Annotated in this window: 23 protein-coding genes; 20 read left to right on the forward strand and 3 right to left on the reverse strand. The window is 63.3% G+C overall.

Annotation, left to right across the window (positions count from 1 at the left end; translation table 11 throughout):
• Positions 1-8 precede the first annotated feature (8 nt).
• The 7 genes from ACT89O_RS05345 (at position 9) to ACT89O_RS05375 (ending at position 5,244) form a co-directional block, all read left to right on the forward strand.
• Positions 9-461, forward strand: coding sequence for a PIN domain-containing protein (locus tag ACT89O_RS05345; protein ID WP_142148205.1), 453 nt, complete (start codon positions 9-11; stop codon positions 459-461).
• Positions 458-1,579 (forward strand): histidinol-phosphate transaminase, encoded by a 1,122-nt coding sequence (gene hisC, locus ACT89O_RS05350; protein ID WP_121422433.1) that lies wholly within the window; start codon positions 458-460, stop codon positions 1,577-1,579. The genes ACT89O_RS05345 and hisC overlap by 4 nt, the downstream gene beginning before the upstream one ends.
• Positions 1,576-2,214: an imidazoleglycerol-phosphate dehydratase HisB gene (hisB, locus tag ACT89O_RS05355; protein WP_015012685.1), complete on the forward strand. Its 639-nt coding sequence runs from the start codon at positions 1,576-1,578 to the stop codon at positions 2,212-2,214. Before hisC ends, hisB begins: the two co-directional genes overlap by 4 nt.
• A 51-nt stretch (positions 2,215-2,265) precedes the next feature.
• Positions 2,266-2,943 (forward strand): imidazole glycerol phosphate synthase subunit HisH, encoded by a 678-nt coding sequence (gene hisH, locus ACT89O_RS05360; RefSeq protein WP_055399227.1) that lies wholly within the window; start codon positions 2,266-2,268, stop codon positions 2,941-2,943.
• A gap of 65 nt (positions 2,944-3,008) precedes the next feature.
• On the forward strand, positions 3,009-3,749 hold the full coding sequence (gene hisA / locus ACT89O_RS05365) for a 1-(5-phosphoribosyl)-5-[(5-phosphoribosylamino)methylideneamino]imidazole-4-carboxamide isomerase (protein ID WP_121422435.1): 741 nt from the start codon (positions 3,009-3,011) through the stop codon (positions 3,747-3,749).
• A gap of 122 nt (positions 3,750-3,871) precedes the next feature.
• Complete coding sequence (gene hisF / locus ACT89O_RS05370; protein ID WP_487262038.1) at positions 3,872-4,672, forward strand: imidazole glycerol phosphate synthase subunit HisF; 801 nt, start codon at positions 3,872-3,874, stop codon at positions 4,670-4,672.
• Positions 4,669-5,244 (forward strand): hypothetical protein, encoded by a 576-nt coding sequence (locus ACT89O_RS05375; RefSeq protein WP_306553170.1) that lies wholly within the window; start codon positions 4,669-4,671, stop codon positions 5,242-5,244. Before hisF ends, ACT89O_RS05375 begins: the two co-directional genes overlap by 4 nt.
• 8 nt (positions 5,245-5,252) lie before the next feature.
• Here the strand turns inward: ACT89O_RS05375 and ACT89O_RS05380 are convergent, their stop codons facing one another.
• The gene (locus ACT89O_RS05380) at positions 5,253-5,495 is read right to left on the reverse strand and encodes a hypothetical protein (RefSeq protein ID WP_228898915.1); all 243 of its coding nucleotides are present in this window, start codon (positions 5,493-5,495) and stop codon (positions 5,253-5,255) included.
• Here ACT89O_RS05380 and hisI point away from each other — a divergent pair.
• The 8 genes from hisI (at position 5,485) to tatC (ending at position 9,950) form a co-directional block, all read left to right on the forward strand.
• Entirely contained in the window at positions 5,485-5,883 is a 399-nt protein-coding gene (hisI, locus tag ACT89O_RS05385) for a phosphoribosyl-AMP cyclohydrolase (protein WP_176889144.1), read from the forward strand. The two genes, ACT89O_RS05380 and hisI, sit on opposite strands and share 11 nt — an antisense overlap.
• Positions 5,884-5,903: 20 nt before the next feature.
• Positions 5,904-6,278 carry a phosphoribosyl-ATP diphosphatase gene (locus ACT89O_RS05390; protein ID WP_055399375.1) on the forward strand — a complete coding sequence of 125 codons (375 nt, stop codon included), beginning with the start codon at positions 5,904-5,906 and terminating at the stop codon, positions 6,276-6,278.
• Complete coding sequence (locus ACT89O_RS05395) at positions 6,275-6,661, forward strand: DUF4870 family protein (protein ID WP_487262039.1); 387 nt, start codon at positions 6,275-6,277, stop codon at positions 6,659-6,661. The genes ACT89O_RS05390 and ACT89O_RS05395 overlap by 4 nt, the downstream gene beginning before the upstream one ends.
• On the forward strand, positions 6,654-7,718 hold the full coding sequence (locus tag ACT89O_RS05400) for a patatin-like phospholipase family protein (protein WP_487262040.1): 1,065 nt from the start codon (positions 6,654-6,656) through the stop codon (positions 7,716-7,718). Before ACT89O_RS05395 ends, ACT89O_RS05400 begins: the two co-directional genes overlap by 8 nt.
• Before the next feature lie 164 nt (positions 7,719-7,882).
• Positions 7,883-8,239, forward strand: coding sequence for a histidine triad nucleotide-binding protein (locus ACT89O_RS05405; RefSeq protein WP_487262041.1), 357 nt, complete (start codon positions 7,883-7,885; stop codon positions 8,237-8,239).
• A 106-nt stretch (positions 8,240-8,345) separates the two neighbouring features.
• On the forward strand, positions 8,346-8,588 hold the full coding sequence (gene tatA, locus ACT89O_RS05410; RefSeq protein WP_055399211.1) for a Sec-independent protein translocase subunit TatA: 243 nt from the start codon (positions 8,346-8,348) through the stop codon (positions 8,586-8,588).
• A 43-nt stretch (positions 8,589-8,631) separates the two neighbouring features.
• Entirely contained in the window at positions 8,632-9,093 is a 462-nt protein-coding gene (tatB, locus tag ACT89O_RS05415) for a Sec-independent protein translocase protein TatB (RefSeq protein WP_055399209.1), read from the forward strand.
• A gap of 62 nt (positions 9,094-9,155) precedes the next feature.
• Positions 9,156-9,950 (forward strand): twin-arginine translocase subunit TatC, encoded by a 795-nt coding sequence (gene tatC, locus ACT89O_RS05420; protein ID WP_121422440.1) that lies wholly within the window; start codon positions 9,156-9,158, stop codon positions 9,948-9,950.
• Positions 9,951-10,173: 223 nt separating this feature from the next.
• Here the strand turns inward: tatC and ACT89O_RS05425 are convergent, their stop codons facing one another.
• Positions 10,174-11,325, reverse strand: a complete 1,152-nt coding sequence (locus tag ACT89O_RS05425) for a S1C family serine protease (RefSeq protein ID WP_055399373.1) — start codon at positions 11,323-11,325, stop codon at positions 10,174-10,176.
• 122 nt (positions 11,326-11,447) lie between these two features.
• Here ACT89O_RS05425 and ACT89O_RS05430 point away from each other — a divergent pair, with 122 nt between their 5' ends.
• Both ACT89O_RS05430 and pdxA read left to right on the forward strand, forming a co-directional pair.
• Entirely contained in the window at positions 11,448-12,209 is a 762-nt protein-coding gene (locus ACT89O_RS05430) for a Nif3-like dinuclear metal center hexameric protein (RefSeq protein WP_487262042.1), read from the forward strand.
• A 95-nt stretch (positions 12,210-12,304) separates the two neighbouring features.
• Entirely contained in the window at positions 12,305-13,333 is a 1,029-nt protein-coding gene (pdxA, locus tag ACT89O_RS05435; protein WP_487262043.1) for a 4-hydroxythreonine-4-phosphate dehydrogenase PdxA, read from the forward strand.
• A gap of 182 nt (positions 13,334-13,515) precedes the next feature.
• Here pdxA and mscL read toward each other — a convergent pair whose 3' ends face one another.
• Positions 13,516-13,947 (reverse strand): large conductance mechanosensitive channel protein MscL, encoded by a 432-nt coding sequence (gene mscL / locus ACT89O_RS05440; protein ID WP_055399204.1) that lies wholly within the window; start codon positions 13,945-13,947, stop codon positions 13,516-13,518.
• A 145-nt stretch (positions 13,948-14,092) separates the two neighbouring features.
• Here mscL and petA point away from each other — a divergent pair, with 145 nt between their 5' ends.
• From petA to ACT89O_RS05455, 3 genes are read left to right on the forward strand one after another with little or no spacing between them, the layout of a single operon-like run.
• Positions 14,093-14,689: a ubiquinol-cytochrome c reductase iron-sulfur subunit gene (gene petA / locus ACT89O_RS05445; protein ID WP_055399203.1), complete on the forward strand. Its 597-nt coding sequence runs from the start codon at positions 14,093-14,095 to the stop codon at positions 14,687-14,689.
• Positions 14,690-14,700: 11 nt separating this feature from the next.
• Positions 14,701-16,113 (forward strand): cytochrome b, encoded by a 1,413-nt coding sequence (locus ACT89O_RS05450; RefSeq protein ID WP_121422443.1) that lies wholly within the window; start codon positions 14,701-14,703, stop codon positions 16,111-16,113.
• Positions 16,114-16,132: 19 nt separating this feature from the next.
• Entirely contained in the window at positions 16,133-16,891 is a 759-nt protein-coding gene (locus ACT89O_RS05455) for a cytochrome c1 (RefSeq protein ID WP_055399199.1), read from the forward strand.
• Positions 16,892-16,973: the final 82 nt, after the last annotated feature.

A 16,973-nucleotide genomic window follows, 5' to 3' on the forward strand; every position in this document is an offset into this window, starting at 1 on the left:
CAAAACGCATGGCCACCGTCCCCATCTTTGTCGATACCGAAATCCTGCTCGCCAGCGTGGACGACCGCGATGCCGGGCGCCAGGCGCGGGCGCGTGAATGGATCAGCTTTTGCTGGCAGACGCGCAGCGGCCGCATCAGCTCGCAGGTGCTCAACGAGCTGTACAACCAGGCCATCCAGCGTTTTGATGGCCCCCACGTGCTGCAGCAGGTGCGCGCCCAGGTGCGCCGCCTGCGCGTGTGGCTGCCGCCGCACCTCGACTCCTACACGGTGGACGGCGCCTGGGACCTGCAGGACCGCTACCGCCTGGGCTACTGGGATGCGCTCATCCTCTCGTCCGCCCATCAGCAGGGCTGCCGCTACCTGCTCACCGAAGCGTTGCCACACGACCAGCCGATGGACGCCGTGCGGCCGATCAACCCTTTTCTTGTCACCCCCAACGAACTGGACACCACCGAATGACTACTCCTGCGTCGTCTCCTCTCCAAGCCCTGGCCCGTATCCGCCCCGACGTGCGCGCCATGCACGCTTACGGCGTGCAGCCCTCCACCGGCATGCTCAAGATGGACGCGATGGAGAACCCGTTCCGCCTGCCCGCGCACCTCCAGGCCGCGCTGGGCCAGCGCCTGGGCGCGGTGGCGCTCAACCGCTATCCCGGCGACCGCCTGCTGGACCTCAAGGCCGCCCTCGCCAAATATGCAGGCATGCCCGAGGGCTACGGCGTGGTGCTGGGCAACGGGTCGGACGAACTCATCACCCTGCTGGCCCTGGCCTGCGCCCAACCCGGCACGGGCCAGCGCGCCACCATGCTCGCGCCCATGCCGGGTTTTGTGATGTACCCGCTGTCCGCGCAGCTGCAGGGTCTGGACTTCGTTGGCGTGCCGCTCACGCCCGACTTTGAGCTGGATGAGCCCGCCATGCTGGCGGCCATCGCCCAGCACAACCCCGCCATCACCTACATCGCCTACCCCAACAACCCCACGGCCACACTGTGGGACGAGGGCGCGGTGCAGCGCATCATCGACGCCGCGGGCGCACAGGGCGGTATCGTGGTCATGGACGAGGCCTACCAGCCCTTTGCCAGCCGCACCTGGATCGACCGCATGCGCGCTGAGCCCGCGCGCAACGCGCACGTGCTGCTCATGCGCACGCTCAGCAAGTTTGGCCTCGCAGGCGTGCGGCTGGGCTACCTCATCGGGCCCTCGGCGTTCGTGAGCGAGATCGACAAGGTGCGCCCGCCCTACAACGTGAGCGTGCTCAACTGCGAAGCCGCCCTGTTTGCTCTGGAACACGCCGAAGTTTTCGCCGCCCAGGCGGCGGAAATCCGTGCCGAACGCACCACGCTCATCGCAGCCCTGCGCCAGATGCCGGGTGTCGAAAAGTGCTGGGACAGCGAGGCCAACATGGTGCTGATCCGTGTGGCGGATTCCGCCAAGGCCTACGAGGGTATGAAAAACCGCAAGGTGCTCGTCAAGAACGTTTCTACAATGCACCCATTGCTGGCCAACTGCCTGCGCCTGACGGTAGGCAATGCCGAAGACAACGCGCAGATGCTGGCCGCACTCCAAGCCTCCCTATGACTTCCTCCGCACTCGTACCTTCCGCCCCATCGGCCGACCCGATGGCAGACCGCATCGCCGAGGTCAGCCGCAACACCGCCGAAACGCGCATCAGTGTGCGCATCAACCTCGACGGCACCGGCCAGGCGAAGCTGCACACCGGCATCGGCTTCTTCGACCACATGCTCGACCAGATCGCCCGCCATGGGCTGATCGACCTCGACATCGACTGCGAGGGTGACCTGCACATCGACGGCCACCACACCGTGGAAGACGTGGGCATCACGCTGGGCCAGGCTTTTGCGCGCGCCGTGGGCGACAAGAAAGGCATCCGCCGCTACGGGCATGCCTATGTGCCGCTGGACGAAGCGCTGTCGCGTGTGGTGGTGGATTTCTCGGGTCGCCCTGGGCTGCACATGGATGTGAAGTTCACGGCCGGCAGCATCGGCCAGCTCGACACGCAACTGGTGTTCGAGTTCTTCCAGGGCTTTGTGAACCACGCGGGCGTCACGCTGCACATCGACAACCTCAAGGGCGTCAACGCACACCACCAGTGCGAGACCATCTTCAAGGCGTTCGGGCGCACGCTGCGTGCGGCGCTGGAGCGTGATCCGCGATCGGCCGGTGTCATCCCCTCCACCAAGGGTTCGTTGTGAAATTTTGGGTTAAATCAGGCGCTATCGCTTGATGGATAAGCGCTAGTAGCTATGAATATGGAAGCAAAAACAGTGGCGGTCGTGGACTACGGCATGGGCAACCTGCGCTCGGTGTCGCAGGCCGTGCAGGCCGCCGCCGAGGGCACGGGCTGGACCGTGGTCGTCACCCAGCGCCCCGAAGACGTGCGCGCCGCCCAGCGCATCGTGCTGCCAGGGCAGGGCGCCATGCCCGACTGCATGCGCGAGCTGCGCGAGTCCGGCCTGCAGGAATCGGTGCTCGAAGCCGCTGCCTCCAAGCCAATGTTCGGCGTGTGCGTGGGCATGCAGATGCTGCTGGACCATAGCGCCGAGGGGGATACGCCGGGCCTGGGCCTCATCCCTGGCGATGTGCTCAAGTTTGACCTGGCAGGCCGCACCCAGCCCGACGGCAGCCGCTTCAAGGTGCCCCAGATGGGCTGGAACCAGGTGCGGCAGATGCCCCACGCCCACCACGGCGGCGGCGTGCACCCGGTGTGGGCTGGCGTGCCGGACAGCAGCTACTTTTACTTTGTGCACAGTTTCTACGCCGTGCCGCAAAATCCTGCCCACTGCGCAGGCCAAACGGACTACGGCGGTTTGTTCGCCGCCGCCATTGCACGCGATAATATTTTTGCGACCCAGTTTCACCCGGAGAAAAGCGCGGAGCATGGCTTGGCCCTGTACCGCAATTTTCTGCACTGGAATCCCTGATCCCTTAACCGCCACCCGTTCGGGCCGAGCTGCGTCTCGCCCTTTTTCACCCGAACTCCACCACCATGCTGCTCATCCCCGCCATCGACCTCAAAGACGGCCACTGCGTACGCCTCAAACAAGGCGATATGGACCAATCCACCACCTTTGGTGAAGACCCCGCCGCCATGGCGCGCAAATGGGTGGATGCCGGTGCACGCCGCCTGCACCTGGTGGACTTGAACGGTGCGTTTGCGGGCGTGCCCAAGAACTACAGCGCCATCAAGTCCATTCTGAAAGAGGTGGGCGACGACATTCCCGTGCAGTTGGGCGGCGGTATCCGCGACCTGGACACCATCGAGAAATACATCGACGGCGGCCTGCGCTACGTGATCATCGGCACGGCTGCGGTCAAGAACCCTGGCTTCCTCAAAGACGCCTGCAGCGCCTTCGGCGGCCACATCATCGTGGGGCTCGACGCCAAGGACGGCAAAGTCGCTACCGACGGCTGGAGCAAGCTCACCGGCCACGAGGTCGTGGACCTGGCCAAGAAGTTCGAGGACTGGGGCGTCGAATCCATCATCTACACCGACATCGGCCGAGACGGCATGCTCTCGGGCATCAACATCGACGCTACGGTGAAGCTGGCCCAGGCTTTGAGCATCCCCGTGATCGCCTCGGGCGGGCTGTCGAACATGACCGATATCGAGCAGCTGTGCGCGGTGGAGAGCGAAGGCGTCGAAGGTGTGATCTGCGGCCGCGCCATCTACAGCGGCGACCTGGACTTTGCTGCGGCGCAAGCGCGTGCCGACGAACTGAACGGCTGAAACCGATCCCCCCTGAGCGGCTTCGCCGCTTCCCCCAGGGGACGACGCCAGTGGCCTGGCGAAGTCAGTTCCACGGCGTCTGCTGGCCTCGGTAGCGCCTAATCAACGAATCGCTCACTGACATGCTCGCAAAACGAATCATTCCCTGTCTCGACGTCACCGGAGGCCGTGTGGTCAAGGGCGTCAATTTCGTCGAGCTGCGCGACGCAGGCGACCCGGTCGAAATTGCCGCGCGCTACAACGCGCAGGGCGCTGACGAGCTCACCTTCCTCGATATCACCGCCACCAGCGATGGCCGTGACCTCATCCTGCACATCATCGAGGCCGTGGCCAGCCAGGTGTTCATTCCACTCACCGTGGGTGGCGGCGTGCGCACTGTGGAAGACGTGCGCAGGCTGCTCAATGCTGGCGCCGACAAGACCAGTTTCAACTCGGCCGCGATTGCCAACCCTGACGTCATCAACGCCGTGTCTGCCAAGTACGGTGCTCAGTGCATCGTGGTGGCCATCGACGCCAAGCGTCGCTCGGCCGAGGATGCGCAGCGCCTGGGCGCCAATGGTCAGCCCATCGGTGCGGGCTGGGATGTGTATAGCCACGGGGGGCGCAAAAACACCGGCCTGGACGCCATCGCCTGGGCCACCGAGATGGCGCAGCGCGGTGCGGGCGAAATCCTGCTGACCAGCATGGACCGCGACGGCACCAAGGCAGGCTTTGACCTGGAGCTGACCCGCGCGGTGAGCGATGCGGTGAGCGTGCCCGTGATCGCCTCGGGCGGGGTGGGCAACCTCGACCACCTGGCCGACGGCATCCAGACTGGCGGCGCCGACGCGGTGCTGGCCGCCAGCATCTTCCATTACGGCGAATACACCGTGGGCCAGGCCAAGGCCCGCATGGCCGAGCGCGGCATTCCGGTGCGTCTGTGACGACGCCATTCGCGGGCGCGCGTTGGGCGCTGGTGGTGGCCCTGGCGGCCATGGCACTGCCCGCTGCGGCGCAGCAGGTGCCGCCCCCGTCGTACGCGAGTTTTTCTGAGCGCCTGCCCTGTGTGCACCGCATTGGCCGCTGCTTTGACGCGACCATCGGCGGCAAGCCGGTGGAGGTGATTGCCGACAAGGCCGAGTTCGAAAAGCTCAAGGCCCTGCTCCAGACGCTGAACAGCAATGTGCGTGACGTGCACTGGATCGTGCGCGAACCCGTGTTGGGCACGCTCGCGCTGGACGTGGAAACCCGCGCCAACACGCTGGGTTTGCCGCTGGTGGGCGATGAGAAGGAAGAGCCCGATGTCACCGTCTATGCCCTCGACGGCCAAGATCTGGAGAGCGAATCGGAGCTGGTAGCGCAGCAAAGCGTGCGCGTGAATGGCCAGCCCGTGGTGACGCAGCAGGAAACCCTCACGCAGGATTTTCTGCCCCCGGGGCGCTATGCGTTTGCCATCAAGTACCTGGGTCGCAAGAACTGGGATCGCAAGTGGGTGTTTTTGACCGTGGCAAAGTAAATCTTCGATCAAAAGTGGTTCTGGCGCTGAGTGTGAAAGCGCTGATAGCTATTGTTTTTGTAGTCAGATTTACGCGCTGCGCAGTGCTGCAATTGGCTGCAAGCTGCCCGACGATGCATCTGTTTTTTCATTGAACTCTCATTTTGATAGCTGCTGGCGCTTGATGGATAAGCGCTAGAGGCAAAAATGACCTCAAAACCGCTCGCCCGGCAGGCGGGCTGGTCATTCAAATCACCGACAATCCCGCCCATGAACTGGCTCAACGAAGTGAAATGGGACGCGCAGGGCCTGGTGCCCGTGATTGCGCAGGAGCAGGGCACGGGCGACGTGCTGATGTTTGCCTGGATGAACCGCGAGGCCCTTGCCAAGACGGCAGAACTCGGCCGCGCCGTGTACTTCAGCCGCTCGCGCAAGAAGCTGTGGTTCAAGGGCGAAGAGTCCGGCCACGTGCAGACCGTGCACGAGATCCGCCTGGACTGCGACAACGATGTGGTGCTGCTCAAGGTCACCCAGCTTGGCCACGAGCCCGGCATCGCCTGCCACACAGGCCGCCACAGCTGTTTTTTCAGCGTGCTCAAGGACGGAGCCTGGCACGCGGTCGATCCGGTCTTGAAAGACCCTGAATCCATCTACAAGTAATGGCAATGGACGACAAGACCATGAGTTCCAACGATTCCCTCGCACGCCTTGCCGATGTGATTGAAAGCCGCAAGCCTGCCAACGGCGGCGATCCCGACAAGAGCTATGTCTCGCGCCTGCTGCACAAGGGGCCGGACGCGTTTTTGAAGAAGATCGGCGAGGAGGCCACCGAAGTCGTCATGGCGGCCAAGGATGTGGACCACGGCGCCGACAAGTCCAAGCTGGTTTACGAAGTGGCCGACCTCTGGTTCCACTCCATGGTGGCGCTGGCCCACTATGGCCTCACGCCTGCCGATGTATTGACCGAGCTGGAGCGCCGCGAGGGCACCAGCGGCATCGAGGAAAAAGCCTTGCGCAAGGTGGTTGCGCGCACTGCCGAAGAAGGGGCCCCATGAACGACATCATCGACGTGCAAAGCAATGAGCAAAAGGCCCAGGGCCTGAAGAACATCGGCTGGGTCAGCTATGTGCTGCACCTCATCGTGGCCGTGGGGGCCGTGCTGCCGGGTGCGCAAGCCAGCGCGCTGCTGCTCGTCATTGCGCTGGTGCTCGATCTCGTCAAACGCGGCGATGCCGAAGGCACCTGGCAGGCCAATCATTTTTCGTGGCGCATCCGCTCGACGATCTGGGCTGGTGTTCTGTATGTGGTGACCGCGCCCCTGTGGCTGCTGCTGATTGCGCCGGGCTGGATTGCCTGGGGGCTGATCTCGCTGTGGTTCCTGTACCGCATCGTGCGCGGCATGCTGGCCATGAGCAAGAACCAGGCAGTGGATGCCTGAACCGACGGCGTCCCTGTCGCACTTGTCATCCCTGCCACGGCTGAACCTGGCCCTGCAAGGTGGGGGCTCCCACGGTGCGCTCACCTGGGGTGTGCTGGATGCCTTGCTGGAGGACGGCCAGTGGCAGTTTGACGGTGTGAGCGGCACCAGCGCCGGCGCGATGAATGCCGTGGCCATGGCGCACGGCTTTGCCAAAGCCGCACAGGAGCACAAAGACCCCCACGAAGCGCACCTGGCTGGTTGCGTCCAGGCGCGTGAAACGCTTACCCGGCTGTGGGAGGGCGTGGGCACGCTGGGCAGCCTGATGTGGGGCTCGCCCCTGTCGGCCGCCAACCCCATGATGGGGCTGATGCGCCAGTGGCTCTCGCCCTACCAGACCAATCCGCTCGACATCAACCCGCTGCGCCGCCTGCTGGAGCGCGAGGTGGACTTTGACCTGCTGTGCTCCGTGCGCCGCGCCAGCGCTGCGGCGGGCGGGCCCAAGGTGTTTGTGTGCGCCACCAACGTGCGCACCGGGCGCGGCGAAATCTTCTCTGGCCCCCGGCTGAGCGCGGATGCCGTGATGGCGTCGGCCTGCTTGCCAGCGCTGTTCAAGGCCGTGGAAATCGACGGTGAGCATTACTGGGACGGCGGCTATTCGGGCAACCCTGCGTTGCACCCGCTGATCTATCAGACCGAGACCTCCGACATACTGCTCGTGCAGATCAACCCCATCGAACATCTGGATCTGCCCCACTCAGGCCAGGAAATCATGGAGCGCATGAACGAAGTCACCTTCAATGCCAGCCTGCTGGCCGAGTTGCGCGCCATCGAGTTCGTGCGCCGTCTGCTGGCCGAGGGCAAGCTGGATGCGCGCCGCTACAAAAGCGTGCGGATGCACCGCATCGACGGCGGCGCCGTGCTGGAGCCCTTTGGCGCCGACAGCAAGGCCCGTGCGGACATGGCCTTTGTGCGCAAACTGTTCGCCCTCGGCCGCACGGCCGGGCAGGAATGGCTGCACGCGCACCGCAAGGATGTGGGTGTGCGGCCGACCATCAATATCGCTGAAAATACGTGAAGCCCCCCTGTGCCGCCTACGGCGCCTTCCCCCTTGGGGGACGCCACCCGTGGCCTGGCAAAGCCAGTTCCACGGTGGCACTGGCTTCGCGCGCGCCGGTTGCGACCGCTTTGGATGGCGAGCAGCGCCTGGTGACCTGTTAATTTTGTACTGACATTTTCCTCATGCACGATCCGAACTGCCTCTTCTGCAAAATCATCGCAGGCCAGATTCCTTCGAAGAAGGTCTATGAAGACGAAGAAATTTTCGCCTTCCACGACATCCACCCCTGGGCGCCGGTGCACTTTCTGATGGTGCCCAAGCTGCATATCCCTTCGATGGCGCAGGTCACCGAGGAACACGCGGGTGTGCTGGGGCGCATGATGGCGCTGGCGCCGAGGCTGGCAATGGAGCAGGGCTGCAACCCGTACCCGGAGGGTGGCTTTCGCGTCGTGGTAAACACGGGGCTTGAAGGTGGTCAGGAAATCCACCACCTCCATATCCATGTGATGGGCGGTCCCCGTCCGTGGCTCAAAGGCTGAACCAGGCTGACGGGTCGTGCAGGGAGATTCCCGCAGTTCTGCTTGGGCTGTGAACTCCTGTCACGCCCCCCGTCTAAAATGATTGCAATTCGTTAGGAGATATTCCATGGGCTCTTTTTCCATCTGGCACTGGCTGATCGTGCTGCTGATCGTCGTCATGGTGTTCGGCACCAAGAAGCTCAAGAACATGGGCTCCGATCTCGGGGGCGCCGTCAAGGGCTTCAAGGACGGCATGAAAGACGGTTCGGCCGACGCGGCAGCCACCACCACCCCACCCGCAGGCCAGGTTGCCAACAACCCTGCGACCGACAAGACCACCATCGATGTCGAAGCCAAGCAAAAGAGCTGAGCGGGCTGTTCCCGCTGGCACCCGCACGCTTTGCGCTTGATCCATGATTGATATTGGCCTGTCCAAGATGGCGCTGATCGGCGCGGTGGCTCTTATAGTCATCGGACCCGAGAAGCTCCCCCGTGTGGCCCGCACGGTGGGCACCCTGCTGGGCAAGGCCCAGCGTTACGTGTCCGATGTGAAGGCCGAGGTCAACCGGTCCATGGAGCTCGACGAGCTCAAGAAAATGAAGGACACGGTGGAGAACGCCGCACGCGATGTGCACAACTCCATCCAGACCAGCGCCAGCGAGTTCGAAAAGGACTGGGCCGAGGCTACCGACACCGCCAGCTCGGCGTTGCAGGACCAGACCGCCGTCGTGCCGGCTTACAAACACCCCGGCAAGAACTGGCGCCTCAAGCGGGGTGCGGTGCCCCAGTGGTACAAGGCCCGAAGCGGTGTGCGCACCAAGGCACAGTCCGGCGCGGCCCGTGTGGCGCGTTTCCGTCCCCGTAAATTCCATTGATGCAGCAGCCACCAGCGCACCGCGCGCTGCATGGGCGGCCCTGACGCCCACGAAAACCCAACATGTCCGAAACCCCTTCCAAAGAAGACGAGCTGGCCGGTACCGAGCAGCCGTTTGTGCAGCACCTGATGGAGCTGCGCGACCGGATGGTCAAGGCCATCATTGCCATCGCGATTGCGGCGGCGATTTTGTTCTTCTTCCCTGGCCCTGGCGCGCTGTATGACTTTCTGGCGGCGCCGCTGGTGGCCCACCTTCCCAAGGGCGCCACGCTGATCGCCACGTCGGTGATCTCGCCGTTCATGGTGCCGCTCAAGATCTTGTTGATGTCGGCCTTTTTGCTGGCACTGCCGTTTGTGCTGTGGCAGGTGTGGGCCTTTGTGGCGCCGGGCCTGTATTCGCACGAAAAGAAGCTGGTGCTGCCGCTCGTGATCTCCAGCACGCTGCTGTTCTTCATCGGGGTGGCGTTTTGCTACTACCTGGTGTTTGGCCAGGTGTTTGCGTTTATCCAGAGCTTTGCGCCCAAGAGCATCACCGCCGCCCCAGACATCGAGGCCTACCTGAGCTTTGTGCTGTCGATGTTCCTGGCGTTTGGCTTGTCCTTCGAGGTGCCGATTGCCGTGGTGGTGCTGGCCCGCATGGGCATCGTGAGCGTGCAGAAGCTGCGGGAGTTTCGTGGCTATTTCATCGTGATCGCCTTTGTGATCGCTGCCATCGTCACGCCGCCCGATGTGGTGTCGCAGCTGTCGCTGGCGATCCCCATGTGTCTGCTGTACGAGGTGGGCATCTGGGCGGCGCAGATCTTCATCAAGCACACCAAAGCCCCGGAAGAGGGTAGCGAGCCCGCCTCCAACGCCTGAAGGTTGAGTTTCTCGTGAAAATGAGCTCTAGCGCTTGTTGGATAAGCGCTCCAAGCTATATTTTTAATAGCTGACGGGTCGCATCAGCGGCCATGTCGCAGTGTTCTGCGCGCAGCCCCTAAAAACTGGCGCGTGCCCAATACCAGTGCCACCGCGGAACCGGCTTTGCGAGGCCGCTGGAGGCGTCTCCCTTTGGGAAAACGCGCAGCGGCTCAGAGGGGGCTTACCGCCTCACATTGCGCTGAGGCTTGGGGCGCACGCCGGGGTTGATGCTCAGTTCCACCATCTTGTCGCCACGCTGCACGTTGAATGGTGCCGCAGTGCCGGGCTTGAGCCCCGCCACGGCGGTCAGCAACTCGGACACATTGCTCACCTTCCTGCCTTCAACCCGCACGATCACATCGCCGGGCCGCATGCCCGCCTGAGCGGCGGGGCCGTCCTGCAGCACGCCGGTGATGATTACGCCCTCGGTGGCTTTCACGCCGAAGGTTTCTGCCAGTTCGGGTGAGAGTTCGTTGGGCTCCACGCCAATCCAGCCGCGTGTGACCTGGCCGTCCTGCACGATGCCATCCAGCACCATGCGGGCCGTAGACACGGGGATTGCAAAGCCAATGCCCATGCTGCCGCCCGAGCGTGAGTAGATGGCCGTGTTGATGCCCATGAGGTTGCCATTCACGTCCACCAGCGCGCCGCCCGAGTTGCCAGGGTTGATGGCCGCATCGGTCTGGATGAAGTTCTCGAAGGTGTTGATCCCGAGCTGTGTGCGGCCCAGCGCGCTCACGATGCCGCTGGTCACCGTCTGGCCCACGCCAAACGGGTTGCCGATGGCCAGCACCTGGTCGCCCACGGCGAGTACGTCCGAGTTGCCCAGCACGATGACGGGAAGCTTGTCGAGTTCGATCTTGAGGATGGCCAGGTCGGTGTCGGGGTCGGTGCCGATCACGCGGGCGCGGGCGCGGCGGCTGTCGGTCAGCGTGACTTCGATCTCGTCGGCGCCTTCCACCACGTGGTTGTTGGTCAGGATGTAGCCGTCGGGGCTCACGATCACCCCGCTGCCCAGCCCGGCCTGCGCCTGGGCACCCTGGTCGCCAAAGAAGAACTGGAACCAGGGGTCGTTGCTGCGCGGATGGCGCACGGCTTTGCTGGTGTTGATGCTGACCACCGCCGGCGCCGCCTGGCGCGCCGCAGCGCTGAAGCTGCCCGCCGCAGGTTGCGCATTGGCCGGGGCAGGGGGTGCTTCGAGCAGCGCAATGCCCGCGCCGGAGCGTGTGGTGGCGCCCCGGCCCAGCCAGCTCGGCTGCAGGGTGGCGACGACGAAGTAGGCCGCAACGAACACCGTGACGGCCTGCGAGAACAACAGCCAGATGCGTTTCATGAAATTCTGTACAGGTGATGGGCTGGAGAAGGGGCGGCGGGCGGTGTGCATGCCACGGCTGCCTCCCGGAGAAAAGCATTGTCCCCCATGTGTGGGCGTGGGCCACGCGCGACAATAGCTGCATGAGCATTTCCCGCACCGAACTTTTGCAGGCGTTTGACAGCCTGCTGCAACCCGAGCGCTTCAAGGACTACGGCCCCAACGGCTTGCAGGTGGAGGGCAAGGCCGAGATCAGCCGCATCGTCAGCGGCGTGACGGCCAGCCGCGCCCTGATCGACGCGGCCATTGCTGCCCAAGCGGATGCCATCTTCGTGCACCATGGCCTGTTCTGGCGCGGGCAAGACGGCCGGGTGACGGGCTGGATGAAGCAGCGTTTGCAGTTGCTGCTCGCGCATGACATCAACCTGTTTGCCTACCACCTGCCGCTGGATGCCCACCCGGAGCTGGGCAACAACGCCCAGCTAGGCCGGGTGCTGGGGCTCGTGGCCGACGCGCGGTTTGGCGAGAACGATCTGGGCTTTGCCGGGCCTGCCGCGTTTGCCGATGGGCAGGCCCTGGCAGACCATGTCGCGCAGGCCCTGGGCCGTCCCGTCACCTGGGTGCCGCCGGAAGGCGCTGCTGCGCAGCGGCCAGTCTGCCGCGTGGCCTGGTGCACAGGAGGCGCGCAGGGCTACTTCGAGGCTGCGATTGCGGCTGGGGCCGACGTGTTCATCACCGGCGAGATTTCCGAGCCCCAGGCGCACTTGGCCCGCGAGATGGGGGTGGGTTTTATCGCCGCAGGGCACCACGCGACCGAGCGTTATGGGGCGCCTGCGGTGGCGGCGCAGGTTGCAGGGCGGTTGGGTCTGGGCCACCAATTCATCGAGATCGACAATCCTGCCTGATCGCTGGTAGCCTGGGTTTTTAGCTATGAAAATAATAGCTATTTGCGCTTATCAATAAAGCGCTAGGGTCACTTTTTATCTGAAATCAAACTTCCATGAAGCCTCTCGCCATTACCCAGGGTGATCCTGCCGGCATCGGCCCCGAAATCGTGGCCAAGGCCTTTCGCGATGCGCCAGCCGATTTGGTGGGTTGCTTCGTGGTGGGCGATGTCGCCACCTTGCGGCGTGCGGCCCAGGCCATCGTGCGGCCCGGCGTGCCCAGGGTACCCGTGGCACAGATTGCTGCGCCCGCCGATGTGCTGGACGTGCCGCCCCGCTGTGTTCCGGTGTTGCAGTTGCCAGGCATTCCTGGCCCGCAGCCCTGGGGGCAGATTGGCGCCGCCGCTGGCCGTGCCGCCGCAGACAGCGTGGTCTGGGCCGCCCGCGCGGCGCTGCGGGGCGAGGTGGCGGGGCTGGTCACGGGGCCCTTGCACAAGGAGGCCCTGGCGGCAGCGGGCGTGGCGTTTCCGGGCCACACCGAGCTGCTGCAGGCCGAGGCCGCCGCGCACCAGGGGGTATCGCTGGCGCAAATGCCCGTGCGCATGATGCTCGCCAGCGACGAGCTGCGTACGGTGCTGGTCAGTATCCACATGTCGCTGCGCGATGCCATTGCGGCGGTCACCACGGACAACGTCCTGCAGACGTTGCAAATCACGCACGCTGCCCTGGTGCGCAGCCTGGGGCGGGCGCCGCGCATCGCGGTGGCGGGGCTCAATCCCCACGCGGGCGAGGGCGGGCTGTTCGGTAACGAGGAAGCCGAGGTGATTGCGCCGGCCATCGCCGCTGCGCGCGCGCAGGGGCTGGATGTACGGGGGCCCTTCGCTCCTGACACGGTGTTCATGCGCGCGCGCAGTACGCCCCATCGCGCTGGAGAGTTCGACGTGGTCATTGCCATGTACCACGACCAGGGGCTTATCCCGGTGAAGTACCTCGGGGTGGACAAGGGGGTGAACGTGACCCTGGGCTTGCCCCTGGTGCGCACCAGCCCCGACCACGGCACCGCGTTTGACATAGCGGGGCAGGGTATTGCCGATGCTGCAAGCCTCATCGAGGCCGTGCGCATGGCGCGGACCCTTTGTGGATGAAACAGTCCCATGGCGCTGTGGCTAAGCGCAAAAACAAAAAACTATCGATTCGATAGCGGATTGTTGAGGGATGGGGCTTCAAACTGGCGCGCCCCGAGCCAGCAGCCACCGCGCAAGGGACACTCCGCCGCGCTGGCGGCGTCCCCCTTCAGGGGGAAGGCGCGTAGCGACTCAAAGGGGCGTTATTTTTTCAAGCTATCTCTGATCTCGCGCAACAGGACGATGTCTTCGGCGGGCGCGGCTGGGGCTTCGGGGGCTGGCGCAGGGGCTTCGCGCTTGAGGCGGTTGATCTGCTTGATCATCATGAAGATGATGAACGCCAGAATGATGAAGTTGACGGCCACGGTCAGGAAGTTTCCATAGGCAAACACCGGCACGCCCGCCTTCTTGAGGGCATCGAGCGTCATGGCCGTGCCCGGTGGCACGGACCCCAGCACCACGAAGAGGTTGGAAAAGTCGAGTTTGCCGAACACCAGCCCCACCACCGGCATGATCAGGTCGGACACGACCGAATCCACAATCTTGCCGAACGCCCCTCCAATGATCACGCCGACGGCAAGGTCGATCACATTGCCCTTGACCGCAAACTCCCTGAACTCCTGCATCATCCCCATGGTGCGCTCCTTGTTTGAATGGTGATGCCGGAGTATTGCCCGGCGCGGTGCCCTGTCAAGACAGTCACCCACTTTGAAATAACCATTTTCACTCCGCTACAATTCGCGGTTGACCCAACAATAGCGATGTTTACCGAGGATCCCCATGAGTGACACACCAGTCGACACCAGTAAAAGGACGTGGCTGATTGCGTCCGGATGTGCCGGTGCCGCTGGCGGAGTGGCAGTTGCAGTGCCTTTCGTCAGTAGTTTTCAGCCTTCGGAAAAAGCCAGAGCGGCCGGTGCCGCTGTAGAGGTGGACATCTCCGCCCTTCAGCCCGGCGAAAAGCTGACCGTTGAATGGCGTGGCAAGCCTGTGTGGATCCTGAAGCGCACTCCCCAGCAGCTGGAGTCTCTCGCTCAGACGGAATCGCAGCTGGCCGATCCCAAGTCGGATCGCAAGACGTACCCCACCCCCGAGTACGCCAAGAACCAGCACCGTTCGATCAAGCCGGAAGTGTTTGTGGGCGTGGGCATCTGCACCCACCTGGGTTGCTCGCCCGGAGACAAGTTCCAGACCGGCCCACAGCCCTCGCTGCCAGACGACTGGCACGGTGGCTTCCTGTGCGCCTGCCACGGCTCCACGTTCGACGTGGCTGGCCGGGTCTTCAAAAACAAGCCGGCGCCTGACAACCTGGAAGTGCCGCCGCACATGTACCTGTCCGACACGCTGCTGTTGATCGGCGAAGACAAGAAGGCCTGAGGTAAATCGACATGGCTGAATTCAAGGAAATCTCCCCCAACGCCTCGGCAGGTGCCAAGGTCACGAACTGGTTCGAGAACCGCTTCCCGACCGCTTTTGACGCCTACAAGGTGCACATGTCGGAGTACTACGCTCCGAAGAACTTCAACTTCTGGTACATCTTCGGCTCGCTGGCCCTTGTTGTGCTGGTGATTCAGATCGTGACCGGCATCTTCCTGGTCATGCACTACAAGCCCGACGCCAGCCTGGCGTTTGCTTCGGTCGAGTACATCATGCGCGATGTGCCCTGGGGCTGGCTGATCCGCTACATGCACTCCACAGGCGCCTCAGCGTTCTTTGTGGTGGTGTACCTCCACATGTTCCGTGGCCTCATCTACGGCAGCTACCGCAAGCCGCGCGAACTGGTCTGGATCTTCGGCTGCGCCATCTTCCTGTGCCTAATGGCCGAGGCCTTCATGGGCTATCTGCTGCCCTGGGGCCAGATGTCGTACTGGGGCGCCCAGGTGATCGTGAACCTGTTCGCTGCCATTCCCTTTATCGGTCCTGATCTGGCCTTGCTGATCCGTGGCGACTTCGTGGTGGGTGATGCCACGCTGAACCGCTTCTTCAGCTTCCATGTGATCGCTGTCCCGCTGGTGCTGCTCGGCTTGGTGGTGGCCCACTTGCTGGCGTTGCACGACGTGGGTTCCAACAATCCTGACGGCGTGGAAATCAAGGGCCCCAAGGCGCCCAAGGATGCCAATGGCAAGCCGCTCGATGGCGTGCCTTTCCACCCCTACTACACGGTGCACGACATCTTCGCGCTGAGCATGTTCCTGATGGCGTTCACGGCCGTGGTGTTCTTTGCGCCTGAGTTTGGTGGCTACTTCCTGGAGTACAACAACTTCATCCCGGCCGATCCGCTGGTGACGCCGTTGCACATCGCGCCGGTTTGGTACTTCACACCGTTCTACTCGATGCTGCGTGCCATTACGACCGAGATGATGTACGTTCTGGTGCTGTGTGTGCTGGCGGGTGCTGCCTTTGGTGTGTTCAAGGCCAAGTTGCCAAGTTTCATCAAGGCCGGCATCGCCGGTGCCGCCGTCGTGGCGGTGGTGCTGATGCTGTCGATCGACGCCAAGTTCTGGGGTGTGGTGGTGATGGGTGGTGCCGTGATCATCCTGTTCTTCCTGCCCTGGCTGGACCACAGCCCGGTGAAGTCGATCCGCTACCGTCCCGACTGGCACAAATACCTGTATGGCGTGTTCGTGATCATCTTCCTGATCCTGGGCTACCTGGGTGTGCAACCCCCTTCGCCCATTGGCGAACGTGTGTCGCAGGTGGGTACGCTGTTCTACTTTGGGTTCTTCCTGCTGATGCCCTGGTGGAGCCGTATTGGCGAGGCCAAGGCCGTGCCCGACCGCGTGACCTTTGTGGCGCACTGAGCCCCAGGAGATAACAACAATGAAGAAAATCATCCTCACGTTGGTGGCCGCCCTGGGTCTGGCTGCTGGCTCTGCACTGGCTGCAGGCGGTGGCATTCCGCTGGACAAGGCCCCCGTCAAGACGAACGATCTGGCCTCGCTGCAAAATGGCGCCAAGGTTTTCGTCAACTATTGCCTGAATTGCCACTCTGCAGCGTTCATGCGGTTCAATCGCCTGAAAGACATCGGTTTGACCGATCAGCAGGTCAAGGACAATCTGCTGTTCACTACGGACAAGGTCGGCGAAACCATGAAGGCGGCGATTGATCCCAAGCAGGCCAAGGCCTGGTTTGGTGCCAATCCCCCCGATCTGACCGTGATCGCCCGTTCGCGTGCTGGCGCGGGTGGTTCGGGTGCGGATTACCTGTACACCTACCTGCGTACTTACTACCGCGACGAAACCAAGCCGACCGGCTGGAACAACCTCGTGTTCCCCAACGTGGGCATGCCCCACGTGTTGTGGGAGCTGCAGGGTGATCGCCGCCCAGTGTTTGAAGAGCACGAAAGCCATGGTCACAAGACCCAGGTTTTCAAGGGTTGGGAGCAGGTCAGGCCTGGTCTGATGACCCCGCTGCAGTACGACCAGACCGTGGGTGACCTGGTGAACTACATGCAGTGGATGGCAGAACCCGCGCAAAACACCCGCAAGCGAGTGGGTGTCTGGGTGCTGATTTTCCTGGGTGTGTTCACGGTGATTGCCTGGAGGCTCAACGCAGCCTTCTGGAAAGATGTGAAGTAACGCGCGCAGCAGTCATATCCATTGAAAGCACCCTTCGGGGTGCCTTGGTTTTTTTGCAGAGTGGGCGCTTTTGGCGTCCCAC

Source organism: Acidovorax sp. NN32, assembly GCF_057597245.1.

Bases quoted from the DNA above. Each gene is read 5' to 3' on its own strand.
- ACT89O_RS05345 (WP_142148205.1), top strand. From the start codon at position 9: ATGGCCACCGTCCCCATCTTTGTCGATACCGAAATCCTGCTCGCCAGC.
- hisC (WP_121422433.1), top strand. From the start codon at position 458: ATGACTACTCCTGCGTCGTCTCCTCTCCAAGCCCTGGCCCGTATCCGC.
- hisB (WP_015012685.1), top strand. From the start codon at position 1,576: ATGACTTCCTCCGCACTCGTACCTTCCGCCCCATCGGCCGACCCGATG.
- hisH (WP_055399227.1), top strand. From the start codon at position 2,266: ATGAATATGGAAGCAAAAACAGTGGCGGTCGTGGACTACGGCATGGGC.
- hisA (WP_121422435.1), top strand. From the start codon at position 3,009: ATGCTGCTCATCCCCGCCATCGACCTCAAAGACGGCCACTGCGTACGC.
- hisF (WP_487262038.1), top strand. From the start codon at position 3,872: ATGCTCGCAAAACGAATCATTCCCTGTCTCGACGTCACCGGAGGCCGT.
- ACT89O_RS05380 (WP_228898915.1), bottom strand. From the start codon at position 5,495: ATGGGCGGGATTGTCGGTGATTTGAATGACCAGCCCGCCTGCCGGGCG.
- ACT89O_RS05390 (WP_055399375.1), top strand. From the start codon at position 5,904: ATGAGTTCCAACGATTCCCTCGCACGCCTTGCCGATGTGATTGAAAGC.
- ACT89O_RS05395 (WP_487262039.1), top strand. From the start codon at position 6,275: ATGAACGACATCATCGACGTGCAAAGCAATGAGCAAAAGGCCCAGGGC.
- ACT89O_RS05400 (WP_487262040.1), top strand. From the start codon at position 6,654: ATGCCTGAACCGACGGCGTCCCTGTCGCACTTGTCATCCCTGCCACGG.
- ACT89O_RS05405 (WP_487262041.1), top strand. From the start codon at position 7,883: ATGCACGATCCGAACTGCCTCTTCTGCAAAATCATCGCAGGCCAGATT.
- tatA (WP_055399211.1), top strand. From the start codon at position 8,346: ATGGGCTCTTTTTCCATCTGGCACTGGCTGATCGTGCTGCTGATCGTC.
- tatB (WP_055399209.1), top strand. From the start codon at position 8,632: ATGATTGATATTGGCCTGTCCAAGATGGCGCTGATCGGCGCGGTGGCT.
- tatC (WP_121422440.1), top strand. From the start codon at position 9,156: ATGTCCGAAACCCCTTCCAAAGAAGACGAGCTGGCCGGTACCGAGCAG.
- ACT89O_RS05425 (WP_055399373.1), bottom strand. From the start codon at position 11,325: ATGAAACGCATCTGGCTGTTGTTCTCGCAGGCCGTCACGGTGTTCGTT.
- ACT89O_RS05430 (WP_487262042.1), top strand. From the start codon at position 11,448: ATGAGCATTTCCCGCACCGAACTTTTGCAGGCGTTTGACAGCCTGCTG.
- pdxA (WP_487262043.1), top strand. From the start codon at position 12,305: ATGAAGCCTCTCGCCATTACCCAGGGTGATCCTGCCGGCATCGGCCCC.
- mscL (WP_055399204.1), bottom strand. From the start codon at position 13,947: ATGGGGATGATGCAGGAGTTCAGGGAGTTTGCGGTCAAGGGCAATGTG.
- petA (WP_055399203.1), top strand. From the start codon at position 14,093: ATGAGTGACACACCAGTCGACACCAGTAAAAGGACGTGGCTGATTGCG.
- ACT89O_RS05450 (WP_121422443.1), top strand. From the start codon at position 14,701: ATGGCTGAATTCAAGGAAATCTCCCCCAACGCCTCGGCAGGTGCCAAG.
- ACT89O_RS05455 (WP_055399199.1), top strand. From the start codon at position 16,133: ATGAAGAAAATCATCCTCACGTTGGTGGCCGCCCTGGGTCTGGCTGCT.